Here is an 11,807-nt window from a genome sequence, read left to right on the forward strand (position 1 = left end):
ACATTGCTACCCCCCTTAGTCCCCCCTTGTAAAGGGGGGAAACAATAAAAATCCAGTTCCCTCCCCTTTACAAGGGGAGGGTTAGGGTGGGGTAAAAAATATTTGATACATCAACCATAACTTTTCAAACACCCTCTAAGGCAAGTTTATCTACGTATAACATACTAGACTTATTTTAAACTCCTATGTACACCCCAAAATGTGAAAACAATCTTAATAATTTGTAAATATTTTCATCCTTGCTATCTTGGCGCGAAACTTACCTGAAAATAATTGTAATTGTAAGTAGGTGAACACAATAAAACCAAACTGTGTAAAGAAACGTGAAATCGCCCAAAACCTCTTTACTCTTGCCTATTGCCTATTGCTTTGCCATAACGACAATTTTCAACGCCAACCTACTTAGTTGCTATAATCAAAACAAACTTAAAAACACCCTGCTATGATCGCCATTCCCCAACAACTGCCAAAAATGACCATTGAGGAATATTTTGCATGGGAACTTAACCAGGATATTCGTTATGAATACATCAATGGTGAAGTTTTTGCCATGACAGGTGGGACAATTCCCCACAATGATATTGCTCTCAATCTTTACAGACCTTTATACTCTCATCTTCGTCCTAGAGGTTGTCGAGTCAATGTATCAGATGTGAAAGTCCAAGTTACTCCTAAAAGCCCATACTTCTATCCTGATCTTATCGTTAGTTGTCACCCTGATGATCTTAATGCCCGCAAATTTATTCAAAACCCTAAATTGATTGTTGAAGTTCTTTCTCCTGGTACAAGTAATAAAGATAGAGGAGAAAAATTCAGATATTATTTAACAATGCCTAGTTTACAAGAATACATCTTGATTGATTCCGAAAAAATATCTGTTGAAGGTTACTGTCGAGGAGAAGGAAGAATGTGGCTTTACTATCCCTACACTACTGGAGACATCATCACTTTATCAAGTATTGAATTTGAATTTCCCATAGAAATACTTTATGATGGTGTAGGATTGGAAATAGAAACGTAAAAATATGTTTCCAACATAAGTTTGATAAATGTCAGTTAAAATTTAATCCCTTATTAAAACTATGGCCAAGCGGAAAAAAAGCAATCTTCAATGGATTAAAGAAACCCTAGAATTAAGCCCAGATCATCATTGGGAAGGGACTGATGATTATAAGATTTTTGTAGCTGGGAGAGGCGCGGTTCGCTTCAATGTTCCCCAAAATTGGGTATTTGAACCACAAGAAAAATCTTTTAAGTTCATGGATAAAAAACCACCTGATGATGATTGTTGTTTAGAGGTATCTTACAATCATTTACCACCAAATGACTGGACACTGTTTCCTCTTAAACACACTTTGAAAAAAATCATGGAAGATGACAGCCGTGATGTGATTGAAAGGGGAGAGGTGATTACTGTTAAGCGACAAACAGCCCGGATTATGTGGTGTGAAATTAAATTTATTGACACTCAAGCTGAACCCAGGGAAGCTTTTTCTCGGACTTGTGTGGGTTTGGGTTCAAATATTCAATGTTTAATTACCTTTGATTATTGGGCAGATCAAGCAGAGCAATTAATCCCGATTTGGGATGAAGTGATGCGGAGTTTGACACTAGGATTATATATCAGAGATCCGAGAACTGGTTTAGCTTTTCCTGATTAAGTAAGTGGGCGTTAAAAAATATAATATAAACCTAACCCCCCCAACCCCCTTCCCTACCAGGGAAGGGGGAATCAAAGCCTCTCCCCTGGTAGGGGAGAGGTTTGGAGAGAGGTTTTATATTTAATTGTGCCAAGCTACTTAAAATGCCGATAAAATAACCTCAGCTTGAGTTTTTGCATTACGAGTGGAAGTTGTTGGTTTGACAGTAGATGGTGCGAATTTGGGTTAATTGTGGATGTTGGTGAAAATTATTTCCCAGATTTTGGGTAAACTGGAGACTGCAAATTAACCCATTACACAGATTCGTAATTCAATATTCATGGCAAATCCCACCGCAACTCTAGAAACTTCCCTTGGTACTATTACTCTTGAGCTATTTACCGATGTTATGCCCATAACGGCGGGAAATTTCATCAAATTGGCTAAAAGTGGGTTTTATGATGGTTTGCATTTCCACCGTGTGATTAATAACTTCATGGTGCAGTTTGGTTGTCCTTACAGTAAAGATCCTAGTTCTCCGCGTGCGGGTACAGGCAATAGTCCTGATGGGTGCATTCAAGATGAGCATCCTGAAGACGGGAAACTTTCTAACGAACCAGGAACTCTCTCTATGGCTAATACAGGGAGACCTAATAGTGGTAGTTGCCAGTTTTTTATCAACACTGTCCACAATCACTATCTGGATTGGTTTACACCTGGTCAATCTAAACACCCTGTTTTCGGTCGAGTTACTGAAGGGATGGATGTATTGAAAGCCATTGAAACTACTCCCACGGGTGCAGGCGATCGCCCTAAAACTCCAGTTAAAATGATCAAAGTAACTATCCACGAATAAAATCAAGGATTAGTGCGGAGGCTTCTCCGCACACCGCTATCTTTAAGCAAAATCCGGCGTTGCTGATTAAGAGTATGATTTTATTATGCCTACGGCACGCTGCGCGAACACGCAGAGGCGCAGAGTCGCAGAGAGTAAGAGTTTCATTTTTTTGATTTTTCAATTTCATACCTCAATTCAGCAACGCCCAAAATCCTATATTGCTCATGAAAGAACTCCACAGAAAAACTAATCATATCAAACAAACTAACTTTGAGTTTCTTCTTCAGTAAAAATAGGAGGCCATAATTCAGAAACGGCTAATTCCCAACCGGGAAAAAGTTCTGGTAAAGTTAAAATATCGCCATTATTTAAAATAGTTGGTTCACCTTGATGACGATAAACAGTTACAGTTTCTTCATCAGGATCAATTAAAATTCCCATTACAGCACCTAATCTAATAAAGTTGAGAATTTTAGTAACTACAGGTTTAATTCTATCACTTTGAGATTTAATTTCTACTACTAAATCAGGTACAAGTTCCCCAAAATAACGGGGACTTTGACGCAGACGTGCAGCCCGCACAAAAGAAACATCTGGTGCCGTGAGGTTGCTATCAGGTAAAATAAAACCCCCAGCAGAATCAAATACTCTTCCTAAACGACGAGGATTTACCCAAGCGAAGAGAAAAGCAATTAACCGACTACTAATTTCACTAGATACAATATCTGATGGACCCACAATAGAAATTCTCCCATTTGTTAATTCAACATCGTAATCTAAACCAGCTTCACTAAAAGCAGTTTGGACTTGTTCTACATCTTTAAGGGTCATGATTGGCATAAAATAATCCTCGTAATATACAAAATTGGGTAATTAAAACAAACACAATTTGATTTTATATTTCCTTAAATCCTATCTGGATCAATATTTAACTCTCTCAATTTTGCGGCTAACCTTTGAGATTTTTCATTTGATATTTTCGCTCTTTCTGCTTCCATTGCTGCTCTTGTTGCTTCCATCTCTGCGCTTTCTTCTGGTGTAGGAACTAAAACTCCTGATGATGTAAAATATCTTAATAAACCCTTATAAATTCCTAAATATAACCCCAATTCTTCACTCCATAAATGTCCTTTTTCGTTAGGTTCTAAGGGTTGATATTTGCCACTGATTAAATTAAATCCGGCAAATTCCAATGTATAAGGATCAAACCAAAAATAATCAGGTGTACGGAAAGTATCTTGATAAAGTAGTTTTTTAGTTTCTCTATCAGTTTTAGCTGTGGTTGGTGAAAGAATTTCGACAATGACATGAGGATATTTGCCATTTTCTTCCCACACTACCCAACTTTTTCTAGTTTTTCGTTCTGTTCCTAAAACCACGAAAAAATCTGGACCTCTAACATCTTCTGATTTCTTTTGATGGGGACTATAGTAAATACTCAAGTTTCCTACAGCATAAAAATCAGTTCTTTCCTTCCACAGCCATTCTAAACATTTTAAAAGGAGGATAATTTGACGTAAATGCAGTTCTGTTTCCACGGGAGGTTCATCACTATATAGGTCACTGGGTGGGAAAATGATATCTTCTGATATATCTTCTGATGTGTTAGTTTGTAATTCCAGTTCTTGAGTAATCATCATGTATGATACCAAGTAATTATTGGTTCATTGTAGCATTAATTGTCAATTACTTTCACTGAATTATCGCAAATCTCTTAAACATTTGCCATAGCTTTTTGCCGTCATCCACACGATCTAAAAATTGCTCGACCAAAAGGAACTTACCTTAAGGGACTTCCAATTAAAAAAATACCCAAAAATTTCTTGTGGTGCGGGACGAATTGCCCGCTAAGGAATGTGAATTAAATAAAGTGCAAAAGTAGGGTGTGTTAGCGACAGCGTAACGCACCATTCCACGTTAAATCAGAATTGCAGGTTATTAAATTTGCGTTCCTAACCATCAAGGACGGGAAGGATGCCCAGCCCACGAAATTGGGTAATTTATTTTTTGGTGTTCCCTAATATTATTATTTCTTGTAGTGCGGGCATCTTGCCCGCAAGAATTATACAAATTAAATGCACAACAGCTTAGATCATTAGATAATAGCATAAATGATTACTTATGGTAACTATTTATAGTAACTATTGGACTGATTTGGCACAAGGTTGTTAAATACTGTTGAGACGTTTTTTAACTTCCCCTTTAATATTTCCTGTTAGTATGCATACCAACCCCTTTAAACAATTACAAGTCAATCTTTCTGTAACCGCTGCTACTATAGCCTTGTTGGTTACTGCGCCATCAATGGCTCATGGTCAAGTTAATAGTACCACCACTAGGCCGACCTCATCAAATTCTAAGACATCAGTAGTTAATATATCCATTACTGAGGCTGAAGTCCTGGCTGCTCAAAAAGCCTGGGGTGAAGCATTGGTTTCCATCAGTACCACCTATGATGAAAAGGGGATAGCCGCTGCTAGAAAATTGGCTGACAATATAATAGATCAAGCATATGCTTATCAATCGGGATTGGTGTTGTTCAAGCCAACCTTGACAACTGGAGACCAGACCTTCCGCACCACACACAAAGGAGCTTTGTCTTATTTTGTGGGTGGTGATTCCTCCTTCCCTCAAGATACTGGTTTTGCTCTCAAAGGATGGCGAAAGGTGGAAATTCGCAACGCTGGTATTTTTATTGTTGGTAATACTGCTACCACTATGGGTAATGTTTCCCTGACTGATAAAACAGGTAAAGTCACAACAGTAGATAAAACCTGGCAGTTTGTTAGAGGTGGTGATGGTAAATTGCGTATTATTCTACACCATTCTTCTCTGCCCTATAGTCCGTGATTAATTGTCTGAATCAGGATTTCCAGGATTTCAGGATTTACAGGATGAGGTATCCGGTGGTTAATTGGTGGCGATCGCTGTGGGAATTTGTCTGAATCAGGATTTCCAGGATTTCAGGATTTACAGGATGAGGTATCCGGTGGTTAATTGGTGGCGATCGCTGTGGGAATTTGTCTGAATCAGGATTTCCAGGATTTCAGGATTTACAGGATGAGGTATCCGGTGGTTAATTGGTGGCGATCGCTGTGGGAATTTGTCTGAATCAGGATTTCCAGGATTTCAGGATTTACAGGATGAGGTATCCGGTGGTTAATTGGTGGCGATCGCTGTCCCTATATCCCTAAGTCCCCGACTTCTCTAAGAAGTCGGGGATCTGAAATAACTCTAATCGCACCACCATAAGGTTGTTAATTTGAGGATAATTAATTGTCTGAATCAGGATTTCCAGGATTTCAGGATTTACAGGATGAGGTATTCGGTGGTTAATTGGTGGCGATCGCTGTCCCTATATCCCTAGGTCCCCGACTTCTCTAAGAAGTCGGGGATCTGAAATAACTCTAATCGCACCACCATAAGGTTGTTAATTTGAGGATAATTAATTGTCTGATAGCGTAGCGTGGCGCAGGCCATATCAGGATTTACAGGATTTCAGGATTTACAGGATGAGGTATCCGGTGGTTAATTGGTGGCGATCGCTGTGGGAATTTGTCTGAATCAGGATTTCCAGGATTTCAGGATTTACAGGATGAGGTATTCGGTGGTTAATTGGTGGCGATCGCTGTCCCTATATCCCTAGATCCCCGACTTCTTGAAGAAGTCGGGGATCTGAATAACTCTGTGGGAATTTGTCTGATAGCATAGTGTACCAGGATTGGAGAGTTTTCAACTATCCTTTAAATAGTCCCTAATAATCTCTAAAATCACTTGTTCAAGCTCCGGAATTGTAGATGGGATAATTTCATCTTTAATATGCTTATGATCTGCGTAGCCCAAATCAGGTTTGTGTTTGGCATTATCATAGCGAAATATTAAGTTGTTTTCATTGTCTTGATAATGGAATGAATAAGAGAGCTTTTCTAATGATTCTTGTAGATCAATATATTCTTTGAAAAATAAGCGACTCCCCCGTGAAAATTCTAAATTTCCCTGGATAAACCCGACATAGTTTGATCTAGCATCTAAGGAAAAATTAAAGGATATAATCCACCCTTGGTTCACATATTTTTGAATAATGACAACAATATTAGCTTGGTAATTGTTGAGTGACATATTCTATAGTATCCAACTTTTGTAAAGCATTAATTAATTTCTCCTTAATTTTAATTTCTCCTGCCCAACTTACATATTCATCGTCCCCTCCTGATAGGTTTTCTGCTGTCCAATTAGTCCAGAAAAATTCCGATGAAACTTGATATTTTGTTTCAAATTCTTGCAATAATTTATTAGTTTTCTCTAAGGATCTTTGTAAATTTTTAATCTCAGATTCAATAGCTCCTTTAATTAGGTTTTGGACGATTTCAACGTCGGGAGAATCAGATTTAATTTGTACTTGTAACATAAGGTTTACTTCTTGTCGTTACTAATTAATTATAGCATTTGTCTGATAGCGTGGCGCAGGGAAATTGTCTGATAGCTTGCAAGATGTGATTTATCATTTTAAGCGATCGCTTTCTAGTATCAAACATTAATTATTTACAAGCTTCAATCTGATCCAAATAAACATTAATTAACTGATGATCAGCCACTAAAATTTCATCGAATAAAAACCCATTCATGCGATTTTTCTCACTTGATAATGATTCCCCATCAACTTTGCTGCAAATTGAATACAAGCATGAATATCTTCTCGTTGTAGAGAGGGGTACTCTTCCAGAATTTCCTCAATTGAATCACCAGCGCCTAAAAACTCCATAATTGTTTGTACAGAAATTCGAGTATTAGTAATAATGGGTCGTCCATTACAAATGTCTGGATGAATAGTTATTCTACTTTCCATTTTGTTTACTGTTTGTCGTTACTGATTAATTGTAGCATTTGTCTGATAGCTTGGCGCAAGCTACATGAGGATTTCCAGGATGTGATTTATCATCGCTTATATCCCCGACTTCTCTAAGAAGTCGGGGATATGAAATAACTCTAATCGCACCACAATAAGGTTGTTAATTTGAGGATAATTAATTGTCTGAATCAGGATTTCCAGGATTTCAGGATTTACAGGATGAGGTTGCTAATTTGAGGATAATTAATGATGAGCGATCGCTGTGGGAATTTGTCTGAATCAGGATTTACAGGATTTCAGGATTTACGGGATGAGGTTGCTAATTTGAGGATAATTAATGATGAGCGATCGCTGTGGGAATTTGTTTGAATCAGGATTTACAGGATTTCAGGATTTACGGGATGAGGTTTCTAATTTGAGGATAATTAATGATGAGCGATCGCTGTGGGAATTTGTCTGAATCAGAATTTCCAGGATTTCAGGATTTACAGGATGAGGTTGCTAATTTGATGGTGATTAATTGGTAGCGATCGCTCTGGTTGTCTGAATCAGGATTTCCAGGATTTTAGGATTTACGGGATGAGGTTGCTAATTTGAGGATAATTAATGATGAGCGATCGCTATGGGAAATTGTTTGAATCAGGATTTACAGGATTTTAGGATTTTCAGGATGAGGTATTCGGTGGTTAATTCGAGCGATCGCCCCTGCTAAATTCTTGAGCGATCGCTGTGGGAATTTGTCTGAATCAGGATTTACAGGATTTCAGGATTTACAGGATGAGGTATTCGGTGGTTAATTCGAGCGATCGCTGTGGGAATTTGTCTTATAGTTGACAGGATGTAATTTATCCTCGCTTAGATCCCCAACTTCTCTAAGAAGTCGGGGATCTGAAATAACTCTATGGATGAGAGACCGCACTCAAATAAAGTGGCTAATTTGACGGTAATTAATTTATAACAATAAAGTTATTAGATCCTAAATTACCTGTTAGTCCTGTTACCTCAATAATGGCATCATTATTCTGCTGAAAACCAGCTATCGAATCATTAATTACTACAAAAGTTCTGGTATTTCCGGTAGATATGTATCCCACTGATGGTACTGAAGTAAAGTGATCAAAAGAAATTTGAGCAGCAGCATTAGCTTTAAATGAACTCTTATCTAATTTAATTGCATCCAAAATTGCATCTTCATCAGTCAACTTGGAATAAATAATTTCTGTTTTTTTGAAGAAACTAGATGGCTTGGTGGAAACAACGAAGGAATCATCACGAGTCTCGAAGTCTTTAATAATATCCATGTTATGAAAAACAGAATCTTTCAAATTCCTATAATCAAAACTATCTGCACCATCACCTCCATACAAGGTATCAGATCCAAAACCACCGTTTAAGAAATCATTTCCTTCACCGCCATATAATTTGTCATTGGACGTTAGTAAATTGTGTTCTCCGTCATCGCCATATAAGAAATCATTTCCATCACCCCCGTGCAATTCGTCATTTCCATTACCCCCGTTCAAGATATCATTTCCATCAAACCCGTTCAAGAAATCATTTCCCGGATCGCCATATAATTCGTCATTTCCATAATTACCATACAAGGTATCAGATCCAAAACCGCCGGCTAACAAATCATCTCCCCGACCGCCATATAAGGTATCATTGCCACTTTTTCCAGACAAGTTAAGATTATTGACGCTATAAATATCGCCACGACCTTCTTTGCTATTAGAAATATCATTTAGTCCAAATGTCCCAAATAGATTTTTGCTTTGCTGGCTTGTTGGATCATAGTCGCGTCCTTCTAGCAAGCTTTTATATATTTCTGTTGCATAATCATGAGCTTCTTTATGCTCATTATATGCACCCTTGTATGCGCTACTCACTAAATCGTAAACTAGAAAAAGTGGTTTTGCAATAGGAATTGCCCTTTCTACTAAGGACTTTGCTATCTCTAATCCTACGCTCTTTACGATCTCTTTTGCCGATTCATTCCATTCCTTCAATCCGCCTATCAGTCCGCTTATTGATGCGTCAGAAATTCCTTCTATTGATTTTTTAACTTTATCATTTGAAATCAGTTTTTTTGAGTTTAGTTTATCGAAAATAATCTTTCTCATTAAGGTTGTGTTTAAAGAAGTTGAGGATAATTTCACTACCTCCCAGGATATTTCCTTTCCTACTTCCAACAATGCTACCTTTATAGGGTTTGCTAAATCCTCATTTTTCCCATCTTTTACATATACATCCAGATGTCCATATGGGTTTGGATCATCAAACCCAAAACTGTCGGAGTTTGTATGAATACCAACTACTCTTGTTGCATCACTTTTATCCAGACGATCTTGCAAGGGAATCTTTTTATCTAATCCACTTGCATTTAACCCTACGATTAAGTCTATCTTCTTTCTGTGATGAGCATGATAGTTTTTTTCGTAGTGAGCAGCTATTTTATTAGCAGCTATACCGGCAACATGAGCGCCTAAACCGTGTCCTACTAATTCTATATTACTAGGATCTAAACCTTTTTTGATCAAATAATCAGCAATGGACTTACCTACAGTTTTTATTTCCTCTTTAGCTTTACTATATGATAAAAGGGGTACTTCTCCCCAATCACTTTTTGACCAGTCAATACGAAAAATATTTGCACCTTTATTTTTGATCTCGTATTGCTTTATTATTTCTGAATCGTTAGGGGTCGGCGAAAAATAAAAATCGCTAATAAACAATATGGTTTTAGCAGAAGGGTTGAAACTTGCATAACTCTGAGATAAGATTTCACCTTTTGTATTATAGAATCGAAACTGCTGACCACTAATTTTAATCGTTTGTACAGGATTATCCTGTACAGGATTACCCCTTGTACCAATCTCATAATTAATCTCATAATTGTTTTTGAAAGTTAAAGATACAGATACATTATCTATCTTATAACTGTTTCTGTTAGCATTGTTGGGCGTGATCGTAAGAGTGGTCGTTTTTTGATTTGGTGCAAAATCAATGTATCCAATATATTGGTGGGGACCGTCAGGTTCAGCAAAAGTAAGAAGGGGAAACCACTTATCAGATGCTTGTACTTGTAGTTTTTCTCGTTCAAAAATGTCCACACGAACTCTAAAGTACACTCTTAATGTTTCACTCAGAGGTTTATTTTCACTATCTGTCCGAGTGAAGGTATAAACCAATTTAGTGTTTCCCTCAGTCTCACTACTTGACGAATTCAATGTAACAGTAGGTAGTGGTGGTTTTGTAATAATTGGTCCTGATTGTTGATCATCATTTTTGATAGTACCGATCGCTTCACCTATGTCAATAGTTGCACCTTCAGCTTCATAAAGGATGACACTAAATTTTTCGTCTTGTTCATAATCAGAATCTGGATTAACTGAAATTGAGATTGTTTTTTCCTTTTCCATTCCGCTAAACATAACAGTTCCTGATGGAAATTTACCTCCAACAAAGTCCTTAGAGTCAGCAGCATGATCGCCGATTTGTTTAACCGACCATTTAACTGTACTTTGACTGTTACCGGAACGCTTAACTGTAAAGGTAATCTCCTTTTCTGTTAACGATGATGACAGTGAGAACGGATTTCCTTCATTTTGCTCGGCGTTGCCACCGTAAATACTTAGAGTTGTGCTAGTATTTTTAGATACAGATGTATTGCTATCAGGGAGTGGTGCGGTTTTTCCTGTAGTTACAAGTGTATTACTAGGAGTAGGTGTTGTAGTTGCTTGTTTTGCAACAGTTTTGAATCTCCAACTAGCATTATCATTAATACCTCTATAGTTATTACCGGCTAAATCCGTAATTGCAGTGCTGTCAATTAATACATGATATTCTGTGTCGTATGCTAAATCTTGCGCCAAGTTGATAGTTAATATCTTTCCATCAATAGTTACCTTTCTTGTATCATTTACCCAAATTTCTCTCTCGGAGGAATTACTAACAATTTTAATCTTGCCTGTGCCTATTTTAATGAGTTCATTAAACTCAATCACTAGGTTAGCATCAACACTAACATTCTTCCCGTCCTTTGTTGGACTTATCCTTGGAGCTAAGGGGGCTGTTGTATCTGTTGTCGAACCAGCTACAGGTGTACTACTAGCAGGAGGTGTTGCTGGTTTTGTTGTAGCTACAGGTGTACTACTAGCAGGAGGTGTTGCGGGTTTTGTTGTAGCTACAGGTGTACTACTAGCAGGAGGTGTTGCGGGTTTTGTTGTAGCTACAGGTGTACTACTAGCAGGAGGTGTTGCGGGTTTTGTTGTAGCTACAGGTGTACTACTAGCAGGAGGTGTTACGGGTTTTGTTATACCTATAGGTATATTACTAGCAGGAGGTGTTGCTGGTTTTGTTATACCTATAGGTATATTACTAGCAGGAGGTGTTGCTGGTTTTGTTATACCTATAGGTATATTACTAGCAGGAGGTGTTGCTGGTTTTGTTATACCTATAGGTATATTACTAGCAGGAG

The 11,807-nt window shown here is 37.7% G+C and carries 12 protein-coding genes; 6 read left to right on the forward strand and 6 right to left on the reverse strand.

All coding sequences use genetic code 11. The features are described 5' to 3' along the window. Nucleotides 1-442 precede the first annotated feature (442 nt). The 3 genes from IQ226_RS22710 (at nucleotide 443) to IQ226_RS22720 (ending at nucleotide 2,496) form a co-directional block, all read left to right on the forward strand. Nucleotides 443-1,021, forward strand: a complete 579-nt coding sequence (locus IQ226_RS22710) for a Uma2 family endonuclease (RefSeq protein WP_168466902.1) — start codon at nucleotides 443-445, stop codon at nucleotides 1,019-1,021. A 61-nt stretch (nucleotides 1,022-1,082) separates the two neighbouring features. Continuing rightward, nucleotides 1,083-1,661, forward strand: coding sequence for a hypothetical protein (locus IQ226_RS22715; RefSeq protein WP_039201021.1), 579 nt, complete (start codon nucleotides 1,083-1,085; stop codon nucleotides 1,659-1,661). Nucleotides 1,662-1,980: 319 nt separating this feature from the next. Continuing rightward, on the forward strand, nucleotides 1,981-2,496 hold the full coding sequence (locus IQ226_RS22720; RefSeq protein WP_168466901.1) for a peptidylprolyl isomerase: 516 nt from the start codon (nucleotides 1,981-1,983) through the stop codon (nucleotides 2,494-2,496). A gap of 246 nt (nucleotides 2,497-2,742) precedes the next feature. Here IQ226_RS22720 and IQ226_RS22725 read toward each other — a convergent pair whose 3' ends face one another. Together IQ226_RS22725 and IQ226_RS22730 are read right to left on the reverse strand one after the other, a co-directional pair. After that, a complete protein-coding gene (locus tag IQ226_RS22725; RefSeq protein ID WP_193899176.1) occupies nucleotides 2,743-3,318 on the reverse strand; it encodes a Uma2 family endonuclease in 576 nt (191 codons plus the stop codon). A 65-nt stretch (nucleotides 3,319-3,383) separates the two neighbouring features. Further along, nucleotides 3,384-4,118 carry a Uma2 family endonuclease gene (locus tag IQ226_RS22730; protein ID WP_193899178.1) on the reverse strand — a complete coding sequence of 245 codons (735 nt, stop codon included), beginning with the start codon at nucleotides 4,116-4,118 and terminating at the stop codon, nucleotides 3,384-3,386. Nucleotides 4,119-4,698: 580 nt separating this feature from the next. Between IQ226_RS22730 and IQ226_RS22735 the strand changes: the two genes are divergently transcribed. Beyond that, nucleotides 4,699-5,328 (forward strand): hypothetical protein, encoded by a 630-nt coding sequence (locus IQ226_RS22735; RefSeq protein ID WP_193899180.1) that lies wholly within the window; start codon nucleotides 4,699-4,701, stop codon nucleotides 5,326-5,328. Between the two features lie 882 nt (nucleotides 5,329-6,210). On the opposite strand, the gene IQ226_RS22740 is transcribed toward IQ226_RS22735, so the two are convergent. The 3 genes from IQ226_RS22740 to IQ226_RS22750 all read right to left on the reverse strand — a co-directional run bounded on the left by IQ226_RS22740 (nucleotide 6,211) and on the right by IQ226_RS22750 (nucleotide 7,324). Then, complete coding sequence (locus tag IQ226_RS22740) at nucleotides 6,211-6,597, reverse strand: DUF6516 family protein (protein WP_193899182.1); 387 nt, start codon at nucleotides 6,595-6,597, stop codon at nucleotides 6,211-6,213. After that, entirely contained in the window at nucleotides 6,572-6,886 is a 315-nt protein-coding gene (locus IQ226_RS22745; RefSeq protein WP_193899184.1) for a hypothetical protein, read from the reverse strand. The genes IQ226_RS22740 and IQ226_RS22745 overlap by 26 nt, the downstream gene beginning before the upstream one ends. 213 nt (nucleotides 6,887-7,099) lie before the next feature. After that, nucleotides 7,100-7,324, reverse strand: a complete 225-nt coding sequence (locus IQ226_RS22750; RefSeq protein WP_193899186.1) for a DUF433 domain-containing protein — start codon at nucleotides 7,322-7,324, stop codon at nucleotides 7,100-7,102. A gap of 340 nt (nucleotides 7,325-7,664) precedes the next feature. Here IQ226_RS22750 and IQ226_RS25735 point away from each other — a divergent pair, with 340 nt between their 5' ends. After that, on the forward strand, nucleotides 7,665-7,787 hold the full coding sequence (locus IQ226_RS25735; protein ID WP_255539997.1) for a hypothetical protein: 123 nt from the start codon (nucleotides 7,665-7,667) through the stop codon (nucleotides 7,785-7,787). Between the two features lie 487 nt (nucleotides 7,788-8,274). Here IQ226_RS25735 and IQ226_RS25785 read toward each other — a convergent pair whose 3' ends face one another. Continuing rightward, complete coding sequence (locus tag IQ226_RS25785; protein ID WP_370567216.1) at nucleotides 8,275-11,382, reverse strand: bluetail domain-containing putative surface protein; 3,108 nt, start codon at nucleotides 11,380-11,382, stop codon at nucleotides 8,275-8,277. On the opposite strand from IQ226_RS25785, the gene IQ226_RS26065 reads away from it, so the two are divergent. Then, on the forward strand, nucleotides 11,312-11,807 hold a 496-nt coding region (locus tag IQ226_RS26065), incomplete at its 3' end, for a hypothetical protein (RefSeq protein WP_370567217.1). The two genes, IQ226_RS25785 and IQ226_RS26065, sit on opposite strands and share 71 nt — an antisense overlap.

Origin of the sequence: Dolichospermum sp. LEGE 00240, from assembly GCF_015207875.1 — a bacterium.
In the GTDB taxonomy this organism is placed as follows: Bacteria; Cyanobacteriota; Cyanobacteriia; order Cyanobacteriales; family Nostocaceae; genus Dolichospermum; species Dolichospermum gracile.

Coding starts and splice junctions, on each gene's coding strand:
- IQ226_RS22740 (WP_193899182.1), bottom strand. CDS start 6,597: ATGTCACTCAACAATTACCAAGCTAATATTGTTGTCATTATTCAAAAA.
- IQ226_RS22725 (WP_193899176.1), bottom strand. CDS start 3,318: ATGCCAATCATGACCCTTAAAGATGTAGAACAAGTCCAAACTGCTTTT.
- IQ226_RS22730 (WP_193899178.1), bottom strand. CDS start 4,118: ATGATGATTACTCAAGAACTGGAATTACAAACTAACACATCAGAAGAT.
- IQ226_RS22745 (WP_193899184.1), bottom strand. CDS start 6,886: ATGTTACAAGTACAAATTAAATCTGATTCTCCCGACGTTGAAATCGTC.
- IQ226_RS22735 (WP_193899180.1), top strand. CDS start 4,699: ATGCATACCAACCCCTTTAAACAATTACAAGTCAATCTTTCTGTAACC.
- IQ226_RS22715 (WP_039201021.1), top strand. CDS start 1,083: ATGGCCAAGCGGAAAAAAAGCAATCTTCAATGGATTAAAGAAACCCTA.
- IQ226_RS22710 (WP_168466902.1), top strand. CDS start 443: ATGATCGCCATTCCCCAACAACTGCCAAAAATGACCATTGAGGAATAT.
- IQ226_RS22750 (WP_193899186.1), bottom strand. CDS start 7,324: ATGGAAAGTAGAATAACTATTCATCCAGACATTTGTAATGGACGACCC.
- IQ226_RS22720 (WP_168466901.1), top strand. CDS start 1,981: ATGGCAAATCCCACCGCAACTCTAGAAACTTCCCTTGGTACTATTACT.
- IQ226_RS25735 (WP_255539997.1), top strand. CDS start 7,665: ATGATGAGCGATCGCTGTGGGAATTTGTTTGAATCAGGATTTACAGGA.